We start from the raw sequence: 24,813 nt of genomic DNA, 5'->3' as shown, positions 1-24,813 counted from the left end.
GAGACCGCCCCCACGGCAACGCGAAGCGGCGGCGCTCCCGGGAAGGGGAGCGCCGCCGCTTTCCGTACGACCCGGGCTCAGCTGAAGGAGTCACCACAGGCGCAGGAGCCCGTGGCGTTCGGGTTGTCGATCGTGAAGCCCTGCTTCTCGATGGTGTCCACGAAGTCGACAGAGGCACCGCCCAGGTACGGGGCGCTCATCCGGTCGGTGACGACCTTGACACCTCCGAAGTCCTTCACGACGTCTCCGTCGAGCGAGCGCTCGTCGAAGAAGAGCTGGTAGCGCAGGCCCGAGCAGCCTCCGGGCTGCACGGCGACGCGCAGCGCGAGGTCGTCCCGGCCTTCCTGCTCCAGCAGGGCCTTGACCTTGGCTGCGGCGGCGTCGGACAGGAGGATGCCGTCGCTCACGGTGGTGGTCTCGTCCGATACGGACATCTGCTTCTCTCCCGGGTTGTACGGACTGCTTGCCGACGGTTGCAACCGTCGGGGCCGCGGATTCATTCCGGGCCAGGCGCGTGTCTGTTCCCCTTCATGCTCGCACACCACCCCCGTCGGGGGATGCGTCACATCGACGCTATCGGCATCGTCAAGCTGACACGAAGCGGTTATGATAGATAGCGTCAATTAGACGAAAAGGCTTTTCGCAGAAAAGAAAGGGTGCGTGTCGTGACCACCGCCCAGCCCCTGGATGTCCAGCCCACGCCTCTCGCCCTTCTGCTGCTCGGCCGCGAGGCCGACCCGCGGAGCGAGCGCGGGGTCGAATGCCCCGGCGACCTGCCCTCCCCGTCCGACCCGGACCTGGTGGAGCGGGCTCGCGCCGCCAAGGAGAAGCTCGGGGACAAGGTCTTCGTGCTCGGCCACCACTACCAGCGCGACGAGGTCATCCAGTTCGCCGACGTCACCGGTGACTCCTTCAAGCTCGCGCGGGACGCGGCGGCACGGCCCGAGGCGGAGTACATCGTCTTCTGCGGCGTGCACTTCATGGCGGAGTCGGCGGACATCCTGACCGGCGACGACCAGAAGGTCGTCCTGCCCGACCTGGCGGCGGGCTGCTCGATGGCCGACATGGCCACCGCGGAGCAGGTCGCCGAGTGCTGGGACGTGCTGACGGAGGCCGGGGTCGCCGAGCAGGTCGTGCCGGTCTCGTACATGAACTCCTCCGCGGACATCAAGGCCTTCACCGGCCGGCACGGGGGCACGATCTGCACCTCGTCCAACGCGAAGCGGGCGCTGGAGTGGGCCTTCGAGCAGGGCGACAAGGTTCTCTTCCTGCCCGACCAGCACCTGGGCCGGAACACCGCGGTGCGGGACATGGGGATGTCCCTGGAGGACTGCGTCCTCTACAACCCGCACAAGCCGAACGGCGGGCTGACCGCGCAGGAGCTGCGCGACGCGAAGATGATCCTGTGGCGCGGGCACTGCTCGGTGCACGGGCGCTTCTCGGTGGAGTCCGTCGAGGACGTCCGGGCGCGGATTCCGGGCGTCAACGTGCTGGTGCACCCGGAGTGCAAGCACGAGGTGGTGGCCGCCGCGGACTACGTGGGGTCGACGGAATACATCATCAAGGCGCTGGAGGCGGCTCCGGCCGGCTCCAAATGGGCGATCGGTACGGAGCTGAACCTGGTCCGCCGGCTGGCGAACCGTTTCGCCGCAGAGGACAAGGAGATCGTCTTCCTCGACAAGACGGTCTGCTTCTGCTCGACGATGAACCGGATCGACCTGCCGCACCTGGTGTGGACCCTGGAGTCGCTGGCCGAGGGCAACCTGGTCAACCGGATCCAGGTCGACGCCGAGACGGAGAAGTTCGCGAAGCTGGCGCTGGAGCGGATGCTGGCGCTGCCGTAGGGCTGTTCGGGGCTCCGCCCCGGACCCGCCGCCGAAAGGGGAAGGCCCCCGATGCCGTCGCACGGCATCGGGGGCCTTCTCGGTTGCTGCGGAGCCTCCGTCAGGCCTTCGCGGGCTCCGGCTCCTCGGAGGCGGGCTCCTCCGCCGCCTCCGGGGTGTTTCCGCCGGACTTCGCCTCGCGCTTGGCCGCCTTCTTCTTCGCGCGGCGCTCCTTGCGGAGCTCGACCATCGCGTAGAGCGTGGGCACCAGGAGCAGGGTGAGCAGCGTGGAGGTGATCAGACCGCCGATCACCACGACCGCCAGCGGCTGGGAGATGAAGCCGCCTTCGCCGGTGACGCCGAGCGCCATCGGGAGAAGAGCGAAGATCGTCGCCAGTGCCGTCATCAGGATCGGGCGCAGACGGTGACGTCCGCCCTCGACGACCGCCTCGACGACGCCCATGCCCTGCGACCTGTACTGGTTGATCAGGTCGATGAGCACGATCGCGTTGGTCACCACGATGCCGATCAGCATCAGCATGCCGATCATCGCCGGGACGCCCATCGGGGTTCCGGTGGCGACGAGGAGTCCGATGGCGCCGGTCGCCGCGAAGGGGATGGAGACCAGCAGGATCAGCGGCTGGATGAGCGACCGGAAGGTGGCCACCAGCAGCATGAAGACGATCGCGATGGCCGCCAGCATGGCCAGGCCCAGCTTCATGAAGGCGTCGTCCTGGTCCTGCGACACGCCGCCGATGGTCGCCGTGGCGCCCTCCGGGAGGTCCAGGTCGTTGATCTTCGTCTGGAGCGAGGTGCTGACCGCGCCCGTGTTGTCGCCGGTCGGCTTGGCCGTGATCGTCGCCGCGCGCTGGCCGTCGATCCGGGTCATGGAGACCGGGCCGGGGACCAGCTCGACGTCGGCGATCTGGCCGAGCTTGACGGGACCGAGGGGCAGGGCCTTCAGTTCCGCCATCGTGGTGGCCGGGTTCGCCGACTTCACCAGGACGTCCCGCTCGGCGTCGTCCATGATCGCCTTGCCGGACGGGGTGCCGCGCACCGCGCCGGCGACCGCGGCGCCGAGCGTGGTCTGGTTGAATCCCGCGTCGGCCGCCTTGTCGTTGGCCTTGACCGAGATGCGCGGGACGCTCTGTGCGAGGTCGCTCTGGACGTCGGTGACGTCGTCGAGCTTCGCCACCTCGGCCCGCACCGCTTCGGACGCCTTCTTCAGGACGTCCGCGTCGGCGGCCTTGACCACGACGCTCAGGTCCTGGCTGGCGAAACCGTCACCCGCGGCGATCGTGGTGTCGCCGATGCCGTCGAGCTTGCCGAGGGCCTCGTCGATCCGCTCCTGGGTGGCGTCGAAGTCCGCGGAGTCCTTCAGGGTGATCTGGTAGGACGCCTGGTTGGCACCCGTGCCGCCGCCGAAGGCGGCCATGAAGCCGGATGATCCGACGGTGACCTGGTAGTCCTCGACGCCGTCGTCCGACGCGAGGACCTTCTCGACCTTCTTCGCCGCCTCGTCGGCCGCCTCCAGGCTCGTGCCGGGGGTCAGCTCCTGCTTGATGGAGAGGACCTCCTGTTCGCCCTGGTCGAAGAAGTTCGTCTTGAGCAGGGGGGCCATGCCGAGGGTGCCGAACAGGACCACGAAGGCGATGACGATGCTGGTGACACGCCGCCGGGTCGCGAAGCGCAGCACCGGGACGTAGATCCGCTGGAGCCGGCTGGCGGCTTCCTTCTCCTCGGCCTTGCGGCGCGCCGCGTCCGGGTCGCCGTCGGTGCCCTTGGGGGCCCGCAGGAACCAGTACGACAGGACCGGTACGACGGTCAGCGAGACCAGCAGCGAAGCCAGCAGCGCCGCCGTGACGGTGAGGGAGAACGAACCGAAGAGCTGGCCGACCATGCCGCCGACCAGGCCGATGGGCAGGAAGACCGCGACGGTGGTGAGCGTGGAGGAGGTGACCGCGCCGGCGACCTCCTTGACGGCGGTGGTGATCGCCGAGTGGCGCTCCTCGCCGTAACCGAGGTGCCGCTTGATGTTCTCCAGGACCACGATGGAGTCGTCGACGACGCGGCCGATCGCGATGGTCAGCGCGCCGAGCGTGAGCATGTTCAACGACAGGTCACGGGTCCAGAGCACGATCAGCGCGAGGACCACGGAGAGCGGGATGGAGACCGCGGTGACCAGGGTGGAGCGGATCGAGGCGAGGAACACCAGGATCACGACGACAGCGAAGAGCAGGCCGAGCGCGCCTTCGGTGGTCAGGCCGGAGATCGCCTTGGAGACGGCGGGCCCCTGGTCCGAGACGACCGTGAGCTCGGCACCGGCGCCGAGGTCCTTGCGCAGGTCGGGAAGCTTGTCCTGGACGGCGTCCGAGATGGCGACGGCGCTGCCGTCCTGGTCCATCGTCGCCATGACGGCGAGGCTAGGCTTGCCGTTCGTGCGGGTGATGGAGGCGGCGGTGGCGGGCTCCTGCTTCACCGTGGCGACGTCACCGACACGGACCGGCTTCCCGCTCTCACCCGTCGCCGGGTTCTGCACGGAGACCTTGAGGTCCTCGATCTGCTCGAGCGAGGTGAACGAGCCGCCGACCTGGATGGTGCGGCTCTTGCCCGACTCGGCGAAGGAGCCGGCCGGGACGGTGGCGCCGCCGGCCTGGAGGGCCTGGGCCAGCGAGGCGGCGTTCAGACCCGCCGCGGCGAGCTTCTTGTCGTCCGGGACGACGGCGACCTGGAGGTCCTGGACGCCGTCCACCGTGACCTGGCCGACGCCCTCGATGTCCTCGATGGCCGGGACGACCGTGCGGTCCAGCTGGTCGGCGAGCGCCTGCTGGTCCTTGTCCGAGGTGACGGCGAGGACGACGGTCGGGATGTCGTCCGTGGAACCGGCGATGACCTGCGGGTCCACGTCGTCGGGCAGCTGGATGCGGGCACGGTTCACGGCCTGCTGGATGTCGGCGACGAGCTGCTTGGTGCCTTCGTCACCGAAGTCGAAGGTCGCCATGATGACGGCGCTGCCCTCGCTGGCGGTCGAGGTGATGCCCTCGACGCCGTCGACCGCCTTGATGCTGTTCTCGAGGGGTTCGACGACCTGCTTCTCGACCACGTCGGGAGACGCGCCCTGGTAGGGGGCCAGCACCGACACCATCGGGAGCTCGATGGTGGGCAGCAGCTGCTGCTTGAGCTGCGGGATCGCGATCGCACCGAACACGAGCGCGACGATCGAGATCAGCCCGATCAGGGCCCGTTGCGCGAGGCTGAATCTGGACAGCCAGGACATGGGTGGGTCTCTCTTCTGTGGCGTACGCGGCAGGTGGGCGGCTGCTCGGCGACGCGCATGGTCACGACGGCGACGCACATGGTCACCGGGGACACAGCCCGCCCACCTATACGTTCGCCGATCCCGCGAGCGAATTCGTCGGCCCCCGGGGTGCTTTTCTCGTTCCGCGCATACCGCAGCTGGAGTAGCCGGAACTCCACCCGTCAGTCCACCCTGGGACGGACCAGGCCCGATTCATACGCAATGACCACCAATTGCGCCCGGTCGCGTGCTCCGAGCTTGGCCATGGCCCGGTTCACATGGGTCTTCACGGTGAGGGGACTGACGGCGAGCCGGTCGGCGATCTGGTCGTTGGAGTGACCGCCCGCGACCAGCACCAGCACCTCGCGCTCGCGACCCGTGAGCGCCGCCAGGCGTGCGGAGTACTCGGCGGAGTCAGGGCCCTCGCCCGCGCCGCCGCCCTGCGCGAGGAAGCTGGAGATCAGGCCCTTGGTGGCCGCCGGGGAGAGCAGCGCCTCACCGGCGGCGGCGATGCGGATGGCGTTGAGCAGCTCCTCCGGCTCGGCCCCCTTGCCCAGGAAGCCGGAGGCGCCGGCGCGCAGCGCCTGCACCACGTACTCGTCGACCTCGAAGGTGGTGAGCATGACGATCCGTACGCCCGCGAGGTCCGGGTCCGCGCTGATCGTCCGGGTCGCGGTGAGTCCGTCGGTGCCCGGCATCCGGATGTCCATCAGGACGACGTCCGCCCGCGTCGAACGGGCCAGGGCCACGGCCTCCGCCCCGTCCGCGGCCTCGCCGACGACCCGCATGTCGGGCTCGGAGTCCACCAGGACGCGGAACGCGCTGCGCAGCAGTGCCTGGTCGTCCGCGAGCAGCACCTTGATGGGCGTCATGCGCATCCCCCCGTCCTCCCCGCCGCGCCCGGCTCCTCCGGCGCGCTTGTGCGGGCGATGACCGGCAGGATCGCATGGACCCGGAAGCCGCCTCCGTAACGGGGTCCCGCCGTGAGCGTGCCGCCGAGCGCGGTGACGCGCTCGCGCATGCCGAGCAGGCCGTGGCCGCCGCCGTCGTCCGGTCCGGGGGCGGGGGCCGCTCCCCCGCCGCTGTCCAGGACGGTGATCTCGGCGGTCCCCCCGACGCGTACGACGCTCACCTCGGCCTTGGCACCGGCGCCCGCGTGCTTGCGTACGTTGGTCAGGGCCTCCTGGATGATCCGGTAGGCCGCGAGGTCGGCCGCGGCGGGGAGCGGGCTGTCCCGGTCGGTGCAGGCCACCTCGACGGGGAGGCCGGCGTTGCGGAACGTCTCCACCAGCGCGTCCAGGAGGGCGAGCCCGGGCGCGGGTTCGGTAGGCGCCTCCGGGTCGCCGGACTGGCGCAGCAGGCCGACCGTGGCCCGCAGTTCGTTCAGCGCCGAGCGGCTGGCCTCCCGTACGTGGGCGAGTGCCTCCTTGGCCTGGTCGGGGCGCTTGTCCATGACGTGCGCCGCGACCCCGGCCTGGACGTTCACCAGGGCGATGTGGTGGGCCACGACGTCGTGCAGGTCCCGGGCGATCCGCAGCCGTTCCTCGGCGACCCTGCGGCGCGCCTCCTCGTCGCGGGTGCGCTCCGCGCGCTCGGCCCGTTCCCTGATCGCGTCGATGAACGCCCTCCTGCTGCGCACCGCGTCCCCCGCGGCCCCGGCCAGGCCCGTCCAGGCGAGAACGCCGAGGTTCTCCTGGCTGTACCAGGGGCTGGCTCCGACCACCATCGCGGTCACGGTCAGCACCCCCATCGTCAGCAGGCCGGCGCGCCAGGTGGTGGGGCGGTCGGTGCCGGCCGCGATGGTGTAGAGCGCGATGACCGTGCTCATCACGACGGGGGCGGGCGGGTCCATCAGGAGGAATTCGGCGGCCGACAGCAGGCCGGTCACTGCGAGCACCGTCATGGGCCTGCGCCGGCGCAGGACAAGCGCCCCGGCGGCGAGCACCATCAGGAGCACGCTCGACGGTTCGGGGGTCCGGGTGCCGAAGACGGGTCCGCGGCCCGGGTTCTGCTCGACGAAGGACGCGCAGATCATGCAGGCGAGCACGGCGACGGCGAGCCACGCGTCGAAGGCGAGGGGGTGGCCGCGCAGCCAGCGGCGTGCGCGCACGAACCCGGTTCCGAGGGTGGTCACGTCGGACAACGGTACGGCGTGCCCTCGACGGCCGGGGCCGCCGGAGGGGGTGCACAGCGCGGTGCCCCGCGCCGGCCGAAGCCGGGGCGGGGCACCGCGAGGAGTGCGGAGCGGGCAGGCCCGTCAGCCGGGGATCAGCCCGCCGTCGCGGAGCATGAAGCGCACGTCTTCGAGGGTGGCGTCGGGTGCCGGAAGGATCAGTTCGGAGGGCTCCAGGGAGTCGTCCGGGAGCGGTGAGCCGAGCTCGCGCACCTTGTCCAGGAGCGCGTGGAGCGTGGTGCGGAAGCCGGGCCCGTCACCGCTCTCCATCTCCGCGAGGAGTATGTCGTCGAGCTCGTCGAGCTCGGCCACATGGCTCTCGGCCAGGCTGACCTGGCCCTCCCCCATGATCCGTACGATCATGACGCCGTCCTCACTGCTTGTCGAACTTGTGCGGAGACTGCTGCGACTGCGGTGCCGCGTCCTGCGCACCGCCCTCGATGGCCTGCTGCTGCCCGGCGGAACCTCCGGCCAGCTCCGCCTTCATCCGCTGCAGTTCCAGTTCCACATCCGTACCACCGGAGATCCGGTCCAGCTCGGCGGCGATGTCGTCCTTGGCCGTGCCGGACGGGTCGTCCAGGGCTCCGGAGGCCAGCAGCTCGTCGATGGCTCCCGCGCGTGCCTGGAGCTGCTGGGTCTTGTCCTCGGCCCGCTGGATCGCGAGGCCGACGTCGCCCATCTCCTCGGAGATGCCGGAGAAGGCCTCACCGATCCGGGTCTGGGCCTGGGCCGCGGTGTAGGTGGCCTTGATGGTCTCCTTCTTCGTCCGGAAGGCGTCGACCTTGGCCTGGAGGCGCTGGGCCGCGAGGGTGAGCTTCTCCTCCTCGCCCTGCAGCGTCTGGTGCTGCGTCTCCAGGTCGCTGACCTGCTGCTGCAGGGCGGCGCGCCTGGACAGCGCCTCGCGGGCCAGGTCCTCGCGGCCGAGCGCGAGTGCCTTGCGGCCCTGGTCCTCCAGCTTGGACGACTGGCCCTGCAGCTGGTTCAGCTGCAGCTCGAGCCGCTTGCGCGAGGTCGCCACGTCGGCGACACCGCGCCGTACCTTCTGGAGCAGTTCGAGCTGCTTCTGGTACGAGTAATCGAGGGTCTCGCGCGGATCCTCGGCCCGGTCAAGGGCCTTGTTTGCCTTCGCGCGGAAGATCATTCCCATACGCTTCATGACACCGCTCATGGGCTTCGCGCGCCCCCTTCTGACGGACTGAGCTCCAGCACTCCAACAGAACCCACAGTACGGGCCCTGTCTCCATTACCGCACTGTTCGAGCACGGATGTGCTCCTACCCAAGGACGACTGCCGCCCGCGACCACTCCCGCGCAAGGAGTAGACGAACCTCGGGGTAAGCCGGGGCGACGTCCGTTCTGCCCCTGTCGGGACACTTTTCAGGACGCGGGCCGTTGCCGGATCGTTCCCGGCCGGTCCCCGGTTGCCGCGGCCGACCCCGTACCCTTGGGTTTTGTGTTCCGTAGCCGCTCCAAGGAAGAGAAGGCCCCCACCGGCAAGGTGACGGCGGACCTCTCCAAGACGCCCCGCGACCCTCAGGCTCCCAAGGGTCGCCCCACCCCCAAGCGCAGCGATGCCCAGACGCAGCGCCGGCGTGCCTCCAGTGGCGCGCCGACCGACCGCAAGGAGGCCGCGCGGCGCCAGCGCGAAGCCCGCCGGGCGGACATGGCCCGTCAGCGGGAGGCGCTCGCCTCCGGCGACGAGCGCTATCTGCCCGCGCGCGACAAGGGGCCCGTGCGGCGCTACGTCCGCGACTTCGTGGACTCGCGCTTCTGCATCGCGGAGTACTTCCTCCCGCTCGCGGTGATCATCCTGATCCTCAGCGTGATCCAGGTGCAGAACATCCAGAACATCTCGCTGCTGCTCTGGCTCGGCGTGATCGTGCTCATCGTCGTCGACTCCATCGGCCTCGGTCTCCGGCTCAGGAAGCAGCTGGCCCAGCGCTTCCCCGACACCCCGAAGCGCGGCGCGGTGGCCTACGGCCTGATGCGCACGCTCCAGATGCGTCGCCTGCGTCTTCCCAAGCCGCAGGTCAAGCGGGGAGAGCGGCCCTGAGCACGGAGGCCTCCGGCTTCACGGGGGTTTCCGCCCAGTGGCTGGGCGGGCTCGGCGGACTGCGCAACACCGTCCGCCAGGAGCTCGTCGCCCGGCAGCTCGACGAGCAGATAGCCGCGCGCTTCCCCGTGGGGCAGCGGCTGCGGGTGCTCGACGTCGGCATGGGCCAGGGCACGCAGTCCCTGCGCCTGGCGCGGGCCGGGCACTCCGTCACGGGTCTGGAGTCCGACGCCGAGATGCTGAGCTCGGCGCGGGAGGCCCTCGCGCGCGAGCCCGAGGGCATCAGGGAGCGGTTCCGCCTCATCGAGGGGGACGGCCGCGACACCGGGGTGCACTTCCTGCCCGGCAGCTTCGACGTGGTGCTGTGCCACGGCGTGCTCATGTACGTCCCCGACCCGGATCCCATGCTGGCCGGGCTCGCCCGGATGCTGGCACCGGGCGGACTGCTCTCGCTGCTCGTACGGAACGCGGACGCGCTCGCGATGCGGCCGGGTACGAGCGGGGACTTCGGCGCGGCTCTCGCGGCGTTCGACACGGACACCTACCGCAACAGGCTCGGGCTCGACGTCCGGGCCGACCGGCTCGACGCGCTGCGGTCCACGCTCGCCGGGATCGCCGCCCCGCTGCACGCCTGGTACGGCGTGCGGGTCTTCACGGACAACGTGAGCAACGACGCGGAGCTGCCCGGCCCCGAGGAGCTGGCGAAGATCTTCGCCGCGGAGGACCGGGCGGGCCGGACGGACCCGTACCGCGGGATCGCCGCGCTGCTGCACCTGTGTGGGGTACGCGGCTGACACGGCCGGGACCGTACGCCTGATCGGCCCACCAGGCAGGCCGTCGAGGCGGGCCCTGGCGATACTCCGGGCATGGACGCATCCCCTGCCCGCAGCCGGGTTCGCCGCTCGCTCACGCCTCTGGCCGCCGGTGTCTGCCTGTCGGCCCTGGCGGTCGGCTGCGCGGGACCGCCCGCCGCCCCCACGGCCGCCCCGGCTCGCCAGGGGGTGGTGGTGTCTCGGGCCGCGGGCGATCTGGAGGAGCAGTACCAGGACGTCATCAGGGACGTGCTGCCCTCCGTCGTGCAGGTCGGCGCGGGGGACGGGCTCGGGTCGGGCATCGTCTACGACGACAAGGGCCATGTCGTCACCAACGCCCATGTGGTGGGCGACGAGAAGAGTTTCGACGTCAGCGTCGCCACCGGTGAGCAGGTGCTCAAGGCCTCGCTGGTCTCCAGCTATCCGGATCAGGACCTGGCCGTCATCAAGCTCGACGACGTCCCCGAGGGGCTGCGGGCCGCGAAGTTCGGCGACACCGACGAGGTCGAGGTAGGGCAGATCGTCCTCGCGATGGGCTCGCCCCTCGGCCTGTCCAGCAGCGTCACCCAAGGCATCGTGTCGGCCGTTGGCCGGACCGTCAGCGAGAGCCGCTCGGGCGGCGGCACCGGGGCGACGCTCGTCGACATGGTGCAGACCTCGGCGGCCATCAACCCGGGGAACAGCGGGGGCGCCCTGGTGAACCTCGACAGCGAGGTGATCGGTATCCCGACCCTCGCGGCGACCGACCCGCAGCTGGGCGGCAGCGCGGCACCGGGGATCGGGTTCGCCATCCCGGTCTCGATGGTGCGGACGGTCGCCGACCAGATCATCAGGTCCGGGAAGGTCACCGACTCGGGCCGGGCGGGCCTGAACATCACGGGCCGCACCGTGGTGGACGACGACTACCAGCCGGCCGGCGTCGCGATCGTGAGCGTCCAGGACGGCGGAGCCGCGCAGAAGGCGGGTCTGCGCGTCGGGGACGTCGTCACGAAGGTCGACGACGACCGGATCACGACGATCACGTCGCTCTCGGAGGCCCTGGCGGGCACCGAGCCGGGCGAGAAGGTCACGGTGACGTACACCCGAGGGGGCTCGGCGAGGACGGCCGAGGTCACCCTGGGCGAGATCTGAGCGCCGGTCAGGGGCGGGACGGCCGCCGGGCCGTGGCCCGCCCGGACGCGGGGGCGGGCCGGGAGGCCTCAGTCGGCCTGGAGGCTCATCGGGCCGTAGATCTTCGTCGTGTCCTCGAAGAGCGTCACCTGGTCGGCGCCGCCTTCCAGGAGCTCCTTCCAGAACTCACCGATCCAGGACTCCGCGTCGCCCTGGGTCGTGAACTCCTCCGGCTGCAGCGCCGGCTCCGTCTCCGTACCGTCGGACTTCTCGAACCGCCACGTCCACGCCATGTCCGCCTCCTGGGTCACGTTGCTCCCCGAAGACTAGTGGGTGTCCCGGCCGCGCAGGTGGTTCATGGACACGGGAGGATCAGAGCGTGGAACTGACTCTGCTCGGCACCGGCGCCCCCGACGGGCTGCCGCGGCCCGACTGCCCCTGCGCCGTCTGCGCGTCCGCCCGCGGTGCGCGGGCGCGCGCGGCGACCGCGCTGCTCGTCGACGACGCACTGCTGCTCGACCTCACCCCGGGCGCCGTGTTCGCCGCCGCACGGGCGGGCCGCTCGCTCGCCGCCGTACGCCAGGTGCTGCTGACCCATCCTCACGACGGGCCCGCGATGGAACTGCCCGCCTCGCTGCCCCCCGCGGGGCGGATCCCGGACGGCCAGGAGCTGACGCTGATCAGCGGTCACCGGGTGCGCGCCCTGGCGATGGACGCGCCGGGTACGGGGTACGAGGTGACGTCACCCGACGGTGAGCGCCTGCTCTACCTGCCGCCCGGGGCCTCCCCCGCCGGCCTGGCCGACCCTGTCGCCGAGCCGTACGACATGGTCGTGTGCGACGTGATCGCGCGGCCCGACGCGGTGGCCCGGCTGCGGGCGGTGGACGCGGTCGGGGCGGCCACCGAGATCCTCGCCGTGCACCTGGACCATGACGCGCCGCCCGGCGCCGAGCTGGACCGCCGACTAGCCGCGGGCGGGGCGCGGGCCGTGCCGGACGGGACGACGCTGCCGGTGGGCGCCTACCACGCCGTGCCCGAGGTGCCCCGGCGCACGCTGGTGACGGGCGGCGCCCGCTCGGGGAAGTCGGTGGAGGCCGAACAGCGCCTGGAGACCTTCCCCGAGGTGGTGTACGTGGCGACGGGCGGCCGCCGCCAGGGGGACGCGGAGTGGGAGGCCCGGATCGGGCTGCACCGGGACCGCAGGCCCGCCGCCTGGCGCACCGAGGAGACGTGCGAGCTGGCGGGGCTGCTGGAGGAGGACGGCCCGCCGCTCCTGATCGACTGTCTGTCGCTGTGGCTGACCGACGCGATGGACCGGGCCGGAGCGTGGGACGACGAGCGCTGGGCCGGCGGCGGGGAGGAGAAGCTGCGCGAACGCGTCGCCGAACTGGTGCGCGCGGTGCGCGGTACGCGCCGTACGGTCGTCGCCGTGACCAACGAGGCCGGCTCGGGCGTGGTCCCCGCGACGGCGTCAGGGCGGCGCTTCCGGGACGAACTCGGCCGCCTGAACGCGGCGTTCGCCGCCGAGTGCGAGCACGTGCTGCTCGTGGTGGCGGGACAGGCGCTGGTGCTGCGGGGCTGATCGCCGGGCGGGCGCGGGCCGGGCACGCGGGTCCGATCGCCGGGTGGGTGCGAGCCGGGATGCGGAAAGAAGTGCCGGGTACTGTTCCGCACAGGAGCCCCCGGGCGGGTTCCGGCCCACCTGTGACGACCCGCGAGGCAGACCCCCGTGAATCTGGACGACTTCTCCGACCTGATCGAACGCCCCGACGGGGGCGTACGGCGTGATGCCGAGGAACGCCGGGAGCGGCTGGCCGTCCCCGGCGGTGCTCTCGGCCGGCTCGACGAGCTGGGTGAATGGCTGTCGGCCGCTCAGCAGGCGGTACCCGTCAAGCCGGTCGACCGGCCGCGCGTGGTGCTGTTCGCGGGTGACCACGGGGTGGCGGAGCTGGGGGTGTCCGGCCGGGCCGCCGGCTCCGCGCACGAACTCGTGCGGGGGGTGCTGGACGGGGCGAGCCCCGTCGCCGTGCTGGCCCGCCGCTTCTCCGTCCCGGTCCGGGTCGTGGACGCCGGTCTGGACTGCGATCCGGCGCTGCTGCCCGAGGCGGTCGTACGCCACCGGGTGCGGCGGGGCAGCGGGCGGATCGACGTCGAGGACGCGCTGACGGCCGAGGAGGCCGAGCAGGCCGTGCTTCTCGGGATCCGCGTCGCCGACGAGGAGGCCGACTCCGGCACCGATCTCGTGGTGCTGGGTGATCTGAGTGTCGGCGGTACGACGGCGGCGTCGACCCTGATCGCGGCCCTGTGCGGCACGGACGCCTCGGTGGTGACCGGGCGCGGCGGCGCCGGCATCGACGATCTGGCGTGGATGCGCAAGTGCGCGGCGATCCGGGATTCATTGCGCCGCGCCCGGCCGGTCCTCGGTGACCAGCTGGAGCTGCTGGCGACGGTCGGCGGCGCCGATCTGGCCGCGATGACGGGGTTCCTGCTGCAGAGCGCGGTGCGCCGGATGCCCGTGGTGCTGGACGGAGTGGTCTCGGCGGCCTGCGCGCTGGTGGCCCAGCGGGCGGCGTTCCGGGCGCCGGACTGGTGGCTCGCGGGGCAGCTGAGCGGGGAGCCCGCGCAGCTCAAGGCCCTGGACAGGATGGCGCTGACCCCGCTGCTCGACCACGGTGTGACCGTGGGCGAGGGCAGCGGGGCCCTGCTGGCGCTGCCGCTCGTCCAGGCCGCCGCGGCGCTGGCGGCGGAGCTGCCCGAGCGTCCGCGGGAGCCCGCCGTCGAGGACGACGCGGAGGGCGAGGAAGCCGAGGCGCCCTCGCAGGAGTCTGCCGGGGACGGCCGCCCCGCGGACACCACCGCCTGACACTCAGGGGCCGCTGCCGGGGCGGGGACCCGGCAGCGGGGTGCGGTCCGGTGCCCCGCCGATGAGGTCCTGGAAGCGGCGTCGCGGGCCCGCCCAGCGCACGTCGTGGTGATAGGCCCTCAGCACCGCCCTGGCACGGGCGCGGTGGCGGCGGCGGTAGAAGCGCTTCGCCCACAGCGAGGCGGGCCGGGCCAGCCGGAGCGCGCCGACCAGCGCGACGAAAGGGACGAGGGTGCCGATCACCGCCATCCGGGCCTTGCCCTTGAACAGGGCGATCAGCACGAAGGCGAAGTTGAGGACGTAGGTCAGGACGACCGTCAGCCGGTTCTGCTGCTGCTCTCCGCTCAGTTCGTCCACGCCGAACGGCGAGAAGCCGCCGAGCACCAGCAGGACGAGCGAGGCCGTGAGGACCACGACCTCCACGCTCTGACGGCCCTCCTCCGTCCAGTACACGTCGTCGAGGTGCAGGATCAGGGCGAACTCGTCGAGTACGAGGCCGGCCCCGACGCCGAAGACCACGGCGAAGACCGAGGCGGCGACTCCACGCTGACCGCTGGCGACCGCGCCGAAGCCGCCGACGACCGTGAGCACCACGCCCGGCACCACGTGGTGCACGTGCACTCCGCCGGGCGTGATGTTGCGGAACGGCCCCTTCCCGGCCCTGATCAGCCGGGTGATCATCCGGGTGATGGCGAAGGTCAGCACGAAGGCGCTCAGGGCGATCAGCAGCGGGAGCTTGCCCGGCTCGACGATGTTGCTCTGGAACCAGTGACCCATGCCACCTCCGCCCGATTGTCATCACATGAGGCTTTTGGGCCACTTTGCACAATCTAGCGTGCGCGCGCACCGGTTAGCCTGCGCGCCGTGACCTCCCTGAGCCTCCACGGCATACGTTTCGCCTTCGGCACCCTGACGGCGCTGCCCGTCCGCGTCTCCCGCTGGGACCGCGGTGCGGCACGCGCGGGCATGCTGTGCGCCCCGCTCGCCGGGCTGGCCGTGGGTCTCCTCGCCGCCGTGGCGGGAGTGCTGCTCCTGCTCGGCGGGTCGGGTCCGCTGATGGCGGCGGTCGCCTCCGCCGCGCTTCCCGCAGCGCTGACACGAGGGCTGCACCTGGACGGGCTCGCCGACACCGCCGACGGGCTCGGCAGCGCGAAGCCGGCCGAGGACGCGCTGCGGATCATGAAGCGGTCGGACATCGGGCCGTTCGGTGTGATCACCCTGGTCCTCGTCCTGCTCGCCCAGACCGCGGCGCTGTCCGAGCTCTACGGCCGGGGCTGGGCCGACGGTGCGCTGGGCACGGTCGCCGCCGCCGTCACCGCCCGGCTCGCGCTCACGCTGGCCTCGCGGCGGGGTGTCCCGCCCGCCCGGCCGGAAGGCCTCGGCGCGGCGGTCGCCGGTACCGTGCCGCCCCTGCGTGCGCTCGCCGTCTGCTGCGCGGTCGTCGTGTGCTGCGCGGGTGCGGGCGCGCTGCTGGGCGGATACGGTGCCGCTCTGCACCACGCCCTCGCCGCTTCGGCGGGCCTCGTGGCGGCGCAGCTGATGCTGGGTCACTGCGTGCGTCGATTCGGCGGGGTGACGGGCGACGTTTTCGGGGCACTGGAGGAGACAGCGGCGACAGCGGCCCTGGTGGCCCTGTCACTGGGCTGAGGACCGTCCCGTTCACGCGCGCCCGGCACCCGGACGGCCCGCCCCCGTCAGCCGGACGCATGGGCGCGCGTAGGCTCATTCCCGGCACATCGCGGCGCCGTCTACGATGCGCCGGGCCCGGTCGGCCACCCCTCGACCGGCACAGGCCGGCACACAACTCAACGGAAGCGAGATTTCACCACCGTGACAGCTCTCACTCTCAGCACCTCAGGTGCGGCGACGCTGCGCGCCGACGCACTGGTCGTCGGCGTCGCCAAGGCCGCTGGGTCCAAGTCTGGGGGCCTGGTCGTGGCACCGGGCGCCGAAGCAGTGGACAAGGCGTTCGACGGAAAGCTCGCCACCGTCCTGGAGACCCTGGGCGCCTCCGGTGCCGAGGGCGAAGTGACCAAGCTCCCCGCGCCGTCGGGCCTCAAGGCACCGGTCGTCCTCGCGGTCGGTCTCGGTCCGGTCCCCGCGAAGGACGCCGCGTACGACGCCGAGGCACTGCGCCGGGCCGCGGGCAGCGCCGCCCGTGCGCTGAAGGGTTCGAAGAAGGCCGGCTTCGCGCTGCCGACGGAGTCCGCCGAGGACGCCGGCGCGATCGCGGAGGGCGCGCTCCTGGGCGCGTACGCCTTCACCGCCTACCAGGGCGGCGAGAACCGGCTCGCGCCGAAGAAGTCCGCGGGGAGCGACGCGAAGCTGCCGCTCGCCGAGGTCACCCTGCTCGGTGCCAAGCCGCGTGACAAGGCGTTCAAGGCCGCTGCCGAGCGCGCCGTGGCGGTCACCGAGGAGATCAACCGGGCCCGCGACCTGATCAACACCCCGCCGAACGACCTGTACCCCGAGTCCTTCGCCGCCGTGGCCACCGCCGCCGGCAAGGAGCACGGCATCAAGGTGCAGGTCCTCGACGAGAAGGCGCTCGCCAAGGGCGGATACGGCGGCCTGCTCGGCGTCGGCCAGGGCTCCACCCACGGCCCGCGCCTGGTCAGGCTGGCCTACACCCACCCCAAGGCGGAGAAGACGCTCGCCCTGGTGGGCAAGGGCATCACCTACGACTCGGGCGGCATCTCGCTCAAGCCGGCCGGGCACAACGAGACGATGAAGTGCGACATGAGCGGCGCCGCCGCCGTGTTCGCCGCCGTCGTCGCGGCCTCCCGCCTCGGCCTCCGGGTCAACGTCACCGGCTGGCTGGCACTCGCCGAGAACATGCCGTCCGGCAACGCCACCCGCCCGGGCGACGTGCTGCACATGTACAGCGGCAAGACCGTCGAGGTCCTCAACACCGACGCCGAGGGCCGGCTGGTCCTGGCGGACGCGCTGACCCGCGCCTCCGAGGAGAAGCCGGACGCGATCGTGGACGTGGCGACCCTGACGGGCGCGATGGTCCTGGCGCTGGGCAACCGCACCTTCGGTGTGATGGCCAACGACGACGCGTTCCGTACGTCGATCCACGAGATCGCGGAGGAGGTCGGCGAGGCCTCGTGGCCGATGCCGCTCCCCGCCGACCTGCGCAAGGGCATGGACTCCCCGACCGCCGACATCGCCAACATGGGCGAGCGGATGGGCGGCGGCCTGGTGGCCGGTCTGTTCCTCAAGGAGTTCGTGGGCGAGGGCATCGCCTGGGCGCACCTGGACATCGCCGGCCCGGCCTTCCACGAGGGCGCGCCGTACGGCTACACGCCCAAGGGCGGCACGGGCTCCTCGGTCCGCACCCTGGTGCGGCTGGCCGAGCGCACCGCGGCCGGCGACCTGGGCTGACGTCCGGCACCGGCGTCCTCGCGGACTGCGCGCGCGGATCTCGCGTGTCACACACGGCCCCGGGCATACGTCCGGGGCCGTGGGCGTTCACCTCAGTGGCTCTGACCGGTTTCTCCGGAAATCCGTACGCCTCGGTAACCGTCCGGGCCCGATCTTCGTCGGGCTCGGAGCAGGGGCCCGCGTCCCGTCCGCCCGCAACAAGTGCGAAGATGGGTTCTCGGCAGGACAGGGCCCCCACCACAGGGCCGAATATCGCAAGCGGCCGAACACCAGCCGACCGGCCGGTCACACCCCAGCGACGGGGCCCGGCGTACGGCGCACATGCATGGAGGACGTGACGTGGCGAACGACGCCAGCACCGTTTTCGACCTAGTGATCCTCGGCGGTGGTAGCGGCGGTTACGCCGCGGCCCTGCGCGGAGCTCAGCTGGGCCTGGACGTCGCACTGATCGAAAAGGGCAAGGTCGGCGGCACCTGCCTGCACAACGGCTGCATCCCCACGAAGGCGCTGCTGCACGCCGGCGAGATCGCCGACCAGGCCCGTGAGGCCGAGCAGTTCGGCGTGAAGGCCACCTTCGAGGGCATCGACATGGCGGCCGTCCACAAGTACAAGGACGACGTGATCTCGGGCCTGTACAAGGGTCTGCAGGGTCTTGTCGCCTCGCGCAAGGTGCACTACATCGAGGGCGAGGGCCGGCTCTCGTCCCCCACCTCGGTGGACGTCAACGGCCAGCGTGTCCAGGGACGCCACGTGCTGCTGGCGACCGGCTCCGTGCCGAAGTCGCTGCCCGGCCTGGAGATCGACGGCAACCGCATCATCTCCTCGGACCACGCGCTGAAGCTCGACCGTGTGCCGAAGTCCGCGATCGTCCTGGGCGGCGGTGTCATCGGCGTCGAGTTCGCGTCGGCGTGGAAGTCCTTCGGCACCGACGTCACCATCGTCGAGGGCCTGAAGCACCTGGTCCCCGTCGAGGACGAGAACAGCTCCAAGCTTCTTGAGCGCGCCTTCCGCAAGCGCGGCATCAAGTTCAACCTCGGCACCTTCTTCGACAAGGCCGAGTACACGCAGGACGGCGTGCGCGTGACCCTCGCCGACGGCAAGACCTTCGAGGCGGAGCTGCTGCTGGTCGCGATCGGCCGCGGTCCGGTCTCGCAGGGTCTTGGCTACGAGGAGGCGGGTGTCGCGATGGACCGCGGCTACGTCCTCGTCGACGAGTACATGCAGACCAATGTCCCGACGATCTCTGCCGTCGGTGACCTCGTCCCGACCCTCCAGCTCGCCCACGTCGGCTTCGCCGAGGGCATCCTGGTGGCCGAGCGCCTGGCCGGTCTCAAGACCGTCCCGGTCGACTACGACGGCGTGCCGAAGGTGACGTACTGCCACCCCGAGGTCGCCTCCGTCGGCATCACCGAGGCCAAGGCCAAGGAGATCTACGGTGCGGACAAGGTCGTCGCGCTCAAGTACAACCTCGCGGGCAACGGTAAGAGCAAGATCCTGAAGACCGCGGGCGAGATCAAGCTCGTCCAGGTCAAGGACGGTGCCGTGGTCGGCGTCCACATGGTCGGTGACCGTATGGGCGAGCAGGTCGGTGAAGCGCAGCTGATCTACAACTGGGAGGCGCTGCCGGCCGAGGTCGCGCAGCTCATCCACGCCCACCCGACGCAGAACGAGGCCATGGGCGAAGCCCACCTGGCCCTGGCGGGCAAGCCTCTCCACTCCCACGACTGATCCAGTCCCGGGGACGACCGACCACTTCCGCACTTTCGTAAGGAGCAACTGAAACCATGTCGGTTTCCGTAACCCTTCCGGCGCTCGGCGAGAGCGTCACCGAGGGCACTGTCACCCGTTGGCTGAAGGCCGAGGGCGAGCGCGTCGAGGCCGACGAGCCGCTGCTCGAGGTCTCGACCGACAAGGTCGACACCGAGATTCCGGCGCCCGCCTCCGGCGTCCTGTCGTCCATCAAGGTCGCCGAGGACGAGACCGTCGAGGTCGGCGCCGAGCTGGCCGTCATCGACGACGGTTCGGGCGCGCCCGCCGCCGCCGAGGCTCCGGCCGCCGAGCCGGAGGCCGCTCCGGCTCCGGCCGAGGAGGCCCCGGCCCCCGCCGCCGAGGCTCCGGCCCAGGAGGCACCCGCCCAGGAGGCACCCGCCGCCGCTCCGGCCGGTGGTGCGTCCGGTACCGACGTCACCCTTCCGGCGCTCGGCGAGAGCGTCACCGAGGGCACCGTCACCCGCTGGCTGAAGGAGGTCGGCGAGGAGGTCACGGAGGACGAGCCCCTGCTCGAGGTCTCCACGGACAAGGTCGACACCGAGATCCCCGCCCCGGTCTCCGGCGTGCTGCTGGAGATCGTCGTCGGTGAGGACGAGACCGCCGAGGTGGGCGCCAAGCTCGCCGTCATCGGTGCTCCCGGTGCCGCCCCGGCCGCCGCTCCGGCGGAGGCCGCTCCGGCTCCCGCCGCCGCCCCGGCTCCGGCAGAGGCCGCTCCGGCTCCGGCCCAGGCCGCTCCCGCACCGGCTCCCGCCGCCCCGGCCCCGGCTGCCCCGGCCCCGGCTCCGGCCGCCGCTCCGGCCCAGGCCGCTCCGGCACCGGCTCCCGCCGCCCCGGCTCCGGCCGCCGCCGCTCCGGCTCAGGCCGCTCCGGCCGCGCCCGCCGGTGACGACGGCGCCTACGTCACGCCGCTGGTCCGCAAGCTCGCCGCCGAGAACGGCGTCGACCTGGGCTCGGTCAAGGGCACCGGCGTCGGCGGCCGTATCCGCAAACAGGACGTGGTGGCCGCCGCGGAGGCCGCCAAGGCCGCCGCGGCCGCTCCGGCTCCGGCCGCCGCCGCTCCCGCGGCCAAGGCCGCGCCGAAGGTCGAGGCGTCGCCGCTGCGCGGTCAGACGGTCAAGATGACCCGCATGCGCAAGGTCATCGGCGACAACATGATGAAGGCGCTGCACTCGCAGGCCCAGCTGACCTCGGTCCTCGAGGTCGACATCACCAAGCTGATGAAGCTGCGCAACCAGGCGAAGGAGTCCTTCGCCGCCCGTGAGGGCGTCAAGCTGTCCCCGATGCCGTTCTTCGTGAAGGCGGCGGCCCAGGCGCTGAAGGCCCACCCGGTCATCAACGCCCGGATCAACGAGGACGAGGGCACCATCACGTACTTCGACTCGGAGAACATCGGCATCGCCGTGGACGCCGAGAAGGGTCTGATGACCCCGGTCATCAAGGGTGCGGGCGACCTGAACATCGCCGGTATCGCGAAGAAGACCGCGGAGCTGGCCGGCAAGGCCCGCGGTGGCGGCCTCACCCCGGACGACATGTCCGGTGCCACCTTCACGGTCAGCAACACCGGCTCGCGCGGTGCGCTGTTCGACACGGTCATCGTGCCGCCGAACCAGGCGGCCATCCTGGGCATCGGTGCCACGGTCAAGCGCCCGGCGGTCATCGAGACCGCCGAGGGCACCGTCATCGGCGTCCGTGACATGACCTACCTCTCGCTCTCCTACGACCACCGTCTGGTGGACGGCGCGGACGCCGCCCGTTACCTGACCACGGTCAAGGCGATCCTCGAGGCGGGCGAGTTCGAGGTCGAGCTCGGTCTCTGAGCAGTACAGCTGTAACCAGCCTCACCAGCGGCGCCCCCGTCCGGAACACCTCCGGGCGGGGGCGCCGCCGTATTGTCTAGACACCACCGGTCACCTCCGGCCGCCGTGTCGGCCCCGGCAGCACCGGTTCGCCCCCGAAGGAGCACCTCATGACCCCGCCCGTCGTCCACTCGCTGCGCGAACAGATCCGCGAGCACATCGTGGAAGGGATAGTCAGCGGGCGCTGGAAGCCGGGCGAGCGGATCGTGGAGCGGCGTATCGCCACCGAGCTGGAGGTCAGCCAGACGCCGGTGCGTGAGGCGCTGCGCGAGCTGGAGACCCTGCGGCTGATCGAGTCGGCCCCCAACAAGGGCGTACGGGTGCGCAATCTCACCGCGGCCGACCTGGAGGAGAGCTACCCCGTGCGGGCCGGCCTGGAGCAGATCGCGGCGGAACTGGCGGCCCCGTCACTCGCGGAGGACTGCTCGGCGCTCACCCCGCACGTGGCCGCCCTGTACGAGGCGGACCGGCTGGCCGACGGCGAGGCCCAGGTGCGGCACACCGTGGCCTTCCACCGGGAGATGGTGCGGGCCGCCGGGAACGCCGTGCTGCTGCACACCTGGGAGGGGCTGGGCATCGAGGTGTTCACGGCTCTGTCCATCCGCTGGCTGGGGACGGTGCAGAAGTCCTACGCGGAGGAGCACGAGGCGCTCATCGAGGCGTTCCAGCGACACGACCCGCAGATCTCCGTGCTGGTGAAGCAGCACGTCCTGGGGTGCGCGCCGCGCGCCTGAACACGGTTCGGGCGCACTGCCCATCTGCGTCGCGCGGTGCTCCTTCGTGCAGGTCAGCGCCCGATTCGCCCCGTTGATCCCGTCACTCCGTGCCCCCTTTCGCGGCACCGCATGCCACTTTTCTTCATATCGAGAAGTTTTCCCCTTCACCCTTTGATCGATCATCGATCGGCGACTTACAGTTCATCAGCGGGCCCACCGGCCCGATCGCCCTGTCCTGCCAGTCAGGGCCTTCTCCACCCCCTCCCACTCCGGAAGGCGGCGATCATGACCGACCCCGTAGCAAAGCTTCCGAGCGAGCTCGACCAGCTCCCGGACCGCGACCCCGAGGAGACCGCCGAGTGGGCGGCCTCCCTGGACGCCGTCACGAAGGCCGCGGGCCCGCACCGTGCCGCGTACCTCATGCGGCGTTCGCTCCAGCACGCGGAGGGCGCCGGCATCGCGCTGCCCAAGCTGCTGGAGACCGATTACGTCAACACCATCCCCACCTCCGCCGAGCCCGCGTTCGACGGCGACCTGGAGATGGAATCGAAGATCACCGCGTGGAACCGCTGGAACGCGGCCGCGATGGTGACCCGCGGCGCCCGGTACGGCGTCGGCGGTCACATCGCCACGTTCGCCTCGGCGGCGTGGCTGTACGAGACCGGCTTCAACCACTTCTTCCGCGGCAAGGAAGGTGACGGCTCCGGCGACCAGCTCTACATCCAGGGCCACGCCTCGCCCGGCATCTACGCCCGCGCCTTCCTCGACGGCCGCCTCTCCGAGCAGCAGCTCGACAACTTCCGCCAGGAGTCGGGTGGCGACGGCCTGCCCTCCTACCCGCACCCGCGGCGGCTGCCCTGGCTGTGGGAGTTCCCCACGGTGTCGATGGGCCTCGGCCCGCTCTCGGCGATCTACCAGGCGCGCTTCAACCGCTACCTGACCAACCGCAAGATCAAGGACACGTCGAACTCGCACGTCTGGGCCTTCCTGGGCGACGGCGAGATGGACGAGCCCGAGTCGACCGCCGCCCTCGCCCTCGCGGCCCGTGAGCAGCTCGACAACCTGACCTTCGTCATCAACTGCAACCTCCAGCGCCTCGACGGGCCGGTCCGCGCCAACTTCCGCGTGGTCCAGGAGCTGGAGGGCGCCTTCCGCGGTGCCGGCTGGAACGTCGTCAAGACGCTCTGGGGCAGCGCGTGGGACGAGCTCTTCCAGCTGGACACCACGGGCGCGCTGATCCGCCGCCTGCGCCAGGTCCCGGACGCGCAGTTCCAGACGTACGCGACGCGCGACGTGGCCTACATCCGCGAGCACTTCTTCGGCGCCGAGCCCGCGCTCGCCGAGCTGGCGAAACTCCTGAGCGACGCGAAGATCGCCGAGTGTTTCTACAGCTCCCGCGGCGGCCACGAGGCCCGCAAGGTGTACGCGGCCTACCGCGCCGCCCTGGAGCACAAGGGCGCGCCGACCGTGATCCTGGCCCAGACGGTCAAGGGCTACACGCTCGGCAAGGGCTTCGAGTCCAAGAACGCCAACCACCAGATGAAGAAGCTGTCGATCGACGAGTTCAAGAGCATGCGCGAGCTGCTCGGCCTCCCGATCCCGGACAGCGCCTTCGAGGACGGGCTGGTCCCCTACGGCCACCCGGGCGCCGACTCCCCCGAGGTCCGCTACCTCCAGGAACGCCGTGCCGCCCTCGGCGGCCCTGCCCCCGCCCGCCGGGTGCACGCCGTGGCGCTGCCCGAGCCCGAGGAGCGCGCCTTCAAGGCCCTGTACAAGGGGTCCGGCAAGCAGGAGATGGCGACCACCATGGCGTTCGTCCGCCTGGTGAAGGACCTGATGCGGGACAAGGAGACCGGCAGGCGCTGGGTTCCGATCGTCCCGGACGAGGCCCGTACCTTCGGTATGGAGTCACTGTTCCCCTCGGCCGGCATCTACTCGCCGCTCGGCCAGACGTACGAGCCGGTCGACCGCGACCAGCTGATGTACTACAAGGAGGCCAAGGACGGCCAGATCCTCAACGAGGGGATCACCGAGGCCGGCGCCATGGCCGACTTCATCGCCGCCGCTTCGTCGTACGCGACGCACGGCGAGACGATGATCCCGTTCTACATCTTCTACTCGATGTTCGGCTGGCAGCGGACCGGCGACCAGATGTGGCAGCTCGCCGACCAGCTCGGCAAGGGCTTCATCGTCGGTGCCACCGCCGGCCGTACGACCCTGACGGGTGAGGGCCTCCAGCACGCCGACGGCCACTCGCACCTGATCGCGTCCACGAACCCCGCGTCGCTCAACTACGACCCGGCGTTCGCGTACGAGATCGCGGTGATCGTCAAGGACGGTCTGCGCCGGATGTACGGCCCCGAGGCCGAGAACGTCTTCTACTACCTGACGGTCTACAACGAGCCCAAGCAGCAGCCCGCGATGCCGGAAGGCGTCGAGGAGGGCATCGTCAAGGGCCTGTACCGCTTCAAGGAGGGCACGCCCGCCACGGCGGACGCGCCGCGGCTCCAGCTCATCGGTTCGGGTACGGCGATCCACTGGGCCCTGGAGGCCCAGGAGCTGCTCGCCGCCGACTGGGGCGTCACGGCCGACGTCTGGTCCGCCACCTCGTGGGGCGAGCTGCGCCGCGACGCGCTGGAGTCCGACGAGGCGCTGCTCCGCGGTGAGGAGCGCGTGCCGTACGTGACGCAGGCGCTCTCCGGCGCCCCCGGCCCGGTCCTCGCGGTCAGCGACTGGATGCGCGCGGTCCCGGACCAGATCAGCCAGTGGGTGGAGCAGGACTGGTCCTCGCTCGGCACGGACGGCTTCGGCCTCTCCGACACCCGCGAGGGCGCCCGCCGGCACTTCGGTGTCGACCCGCAGTCCGTCACGGTCGCCGCGCTGGCGCAGCTGGCGCGCCGCGGCGAGATCCCGGCCTCGAAGGTCAAGGAGGCCCGGGAGAAGTACGGGATGTGAC

The 24,813-nt window shown here is 71.4% G+C and carries 20 protein-coding genes; 12 read left to right on the top strand and 8 right to left on the bottom strand.

The features are described 5' to 3' along the window. Positions 1-77: 77 nt before the first annotated feature. A complete protein-coding gene (locus ABZY45_RS04065; RefSeq protein WP_014045490.1) occupies positions 78-434 on the bottom strand; it encodes an iron-sulfur cluster assembly accessory protein in 357 nt (118 codons plus the stop codon). A 222-nt stretch (positions 435-656) separates the two neighbouring features. On the opposite strand from ABZY45_RS04065, the gene nadA reads away from it, so the two are divergent. Next, complete coding sequence (gene nadA / locus ABZY45_RS04060; RefSeq protein ID WP_356735844.1) at positions 657-1,844, top strand: quinolinate synthase NadA; 1,188 nt, start codon at positions 657-659, stop codon at positions 1,842-1,844. 100 nt (positions 1,845-1,944) lie between these two features. On the opposite strand, the gene ABZY45_RS04055 is transcribed toward nadA, so the two are convergent. The 5 genes from ABZY45_RS04055 to ABZY45_RS04035 form a co-directional block, all read right to left on the bottom strand. After that, positions 1,945-5,100, bottom strand: coding sequence for an efflux RND transporter permease subunit (locus ABZY45_RS04055; RefSeq protein ID WP_356735842.1), 3,156 nt, complete (start codon positions 5,098-5,100; stop codon positions 1,945-1,947). Positions 5,101-5,303: 203 nt separating this feature from the next. After that, entirely contained in the window at positions 5,304-5,993 is a 690-nt protein-coding gene (locus tag ABZY45_RS04050; RefSeq protein ID WP_356736583.1) for a response regulator transcription factor, read from the bottom strand. Further along, on the bottom strand, positions 5,990-7,255 hold the full coding sequence (locus ABZY45_RS04045) for a histidine kinase (RefSeq protein ID WP_356735840.1): 1,266 nt from the start codon (positions 7,253-7,255) through the stop codon (positions 5,990-5,992). The genes ABZY45_RS04050 and ABZY45_RS04045 overlap by 4 nt, the downstream gene beginning before the upstream one ends. Positions 7,256-7,378: 123 nt before the next feature. Beyond that, positions 7,379-7,657 (bottom strand): hypothetical protein, encoded by a 279-nt coding sequence (locus ABZY45_RS04040; RefSeq protein WP_356735838.1) that lies wholly within the window; start codon positions 7,655-7,657, stop codon positions 7,379-7,381. Positions 7,658-7,667: 10 nt separating this feature from the next. Beyond that, positions 7,668-8,450 carry a PspA/IM30 family protein gene (locus tag ABZY45_RS04035; protein ID WP_356735836.1) on the bottom strand — a complete coding sequence of 261 codons (783 nt, stop codon included), beginning with the start codon at positions 8,448-8,450 and terminating at the stop codon, positions 7,668-7,670. A 296-nt stretch (positions 8,451-8,746) separates the two neighbouring features. Between ABZY45_RS04035 and ABZY45_RS04030 the strand changes: the two genes are divergently transcribed. The 3 genes from ABZY45_RS04030 (at position 8,747) to ABZY45_RS04020 (ending at position 11,289) form a co-directional block, all read left to right on the top strand. Continuing rightward, positions 8,747-9,346, top strand: a complete 600-nt coding sequence (locus ABZY45_RS04030; protein WP_356735834.1) for a DUF3043 domain-containing protein — start codon at positions 8,747-8,749, stop codon at positions 9,344-9,346. Positions 9,347-9,405: 59 nt separating this feature from the next. Continuing rightward, a complete protein-coding gene (locus ABZY45_RS04025; RefSeq protein WP_356736581.1) occupies positions 9,406-10,140 on the top strand; it encodes a methyltransferase domain-containing protein in 735 nt (244 codons plus the stop codon). Between the two features lie 72 nt (positions 10,141-10,212). Next, the gene (locus tag ABZY45_RS04020) at positions 10,213-11,289 is read left to right on the top strand and encodes a trypsin-like peptidase domain-containing protein (RefSeq protein ID WP_356735832.1); all 1,077 of its coding nucleotides are present in this window, start codon (positions 10,213-10,215) and stop codon (positions 11,287-11,289) included. 68 nt (positions 11,290-11,357) lie between these two features. Here ABZY45_RS04020 and ABZY45_RS04015 read toward each other — a convergent pair whose 3' ends face one another. Beyond that, positions 11,358-11,561 carry a hypothetical protein gene (locus tag ABZY45_RS04015; RefSeq protein WP_033300039.1) on the bottom strand — a complete coding sequence of 68 codons (204 nt, stop codon included), beginning with the start codon at positions 11,559-11,561 and terminating at the stop codon, positions 11,358-11,360. A gap of 86 nt (positions 11,562-11,647) precedes the next feature. Between ABZY45_RS04015 and ABZY45_RS04010 the strand changes: the two genes are divergently transcribed. After that, a complete protein-coding gene (locus ABZY45_RS04010) occupies positions 11,648-12,850 on the top strand; it encodes a bifunctional adenosylcobinamide kinase/adenosylcobinamide-phosphate guanylyltransferase (protein ID WP_356735830.1) in 1,203 nt (400 codons plus the stop codon). A 147-nt stretch (positions 12,851-12,997) separates the two neighbouring features. After that, entirely contained in the window at positions 12,998-14,131 is a 1,134-nt protein-coding gene (gene cobT / locus ABZY45_RS04005; RefSeq protein ID WP_356735828.1) for a nicotinate-nucleotide--dimethylbenzimidazole phosphoribosyltransferase, read from the top strand. Positions 14,132-14,134: 3 nt separating this feature from the next. On the opposite strand, the gene ABZY45_RS04000 is transcribed toward cobT, so the two are convergent. After that, positions 14,135-14,908 carry a hypothetical protein gene (locus ABZY45_RS04000; RefSeq protein WP_356735826.1) on the bottom strand — a complete coding sequence of 258 codons (774 nt, stop codon included), beginning with the start codon at positions 14,906-14,908 and terminating at the stop codon, positions 14,135-14,137. 87 nt (positions 14,909-14,995) lie between these two features. Here ABZY45_RS04000 and ABZY45_RS03995 point away from each other — a divergent pair, with 87 nt between their 5' ends. From ABZY45_RS03995 to aceE, 6 genes are all read left to right on the top strand, one after another. Further along, positions 14,996-15,778: an adenosylcobinamide-GDP ribazoletransferase gene (locus ABZY45_RS03995; RefSeq protein ID WP_356735824.1), complete on the top strand. Its 783-nt coding sequence runs from the start codon at positions 14,996-14,998 to the stop codon at positions 15,776-15,778. 183 nt (positions 15,779-15,961) lie between these two features. Next, a complete protein-coding gene (locus tag ABZY45_RS03990) occupies positions 15,962-17,515 on the top strand; it encodes a leucyl aminopeptidase (protein WP_356735822.1) in 1,554 nt (517 codons plus the stop codon). 339 nt (positions 17,516-17,854) lie between these two features. Continuing rightward, on the top strand, positions 17,855-19,243 hold the full coding sequence (lpdA, locus tag ABZY45_RS03985) for a dihydrolipoyl dehydrogenase (protein WP_356735820.1): 1,389 nt from the start codon (positions 17,855-17,857) through the stop codon (positions 19,241-19,243). Positions 19,244-19,299: 56 nt separating this feature from the next. Further along, entirely contained in the window at positions 19,300-21,102 is a 1,803-nt protein-coding gene (gene sucB, locus ABZY45_RS03980) for a 2-oxoglutarate dehydrogenase, E2 component, dihydrolipoamide succinyltransferase (RefSeq protein ID WP_356735818.1), read from the top strand. 149 nt (positions 21,103-21,251) lie between these two features. Continuing rightward, entirely contained in the window at positions 21,252-21,875 is a 624-nt protein-coding gene (locus tag ABZY45_RS03975) for a GntR family transcriptional regulator (RefSeq protein ID WP_356735816.1), read from the top strand. A gap of 267 nt (positions 21,876-22,142) precedes the next feature. Continuing rightward, the gene (aceE, locus tag ABZY45_RS03970) at positions 22,143-24,812 is read left to right on the top strand and encodes a pyruvate dehydrogenase (acetyl-transferring), homodimeric type (RefSeq protein WP_356735814.1); all 2,670 of its coding nucleotides are present in this window, start codon (positions 22,143-22,145) and stop codon (positions 24,810-24,812) included. Position 24,813: the final 1 nt, after the last annotated feature.

Origin of the sequence: Streptomyces sp. NPDC006516, assembly GCF_040611875.1 — a bacterium.
Lineage (GTDB): Bacteria > Actinomycetota > Actinomycetes > Streptomycetales > Streptomycetaceae > Streptomyces.
The sequence above is the reverse complement of the archived record's forward strand: the minus strand, read 5'-3'. Positions and strand labels throughout refer to the sequence as shown.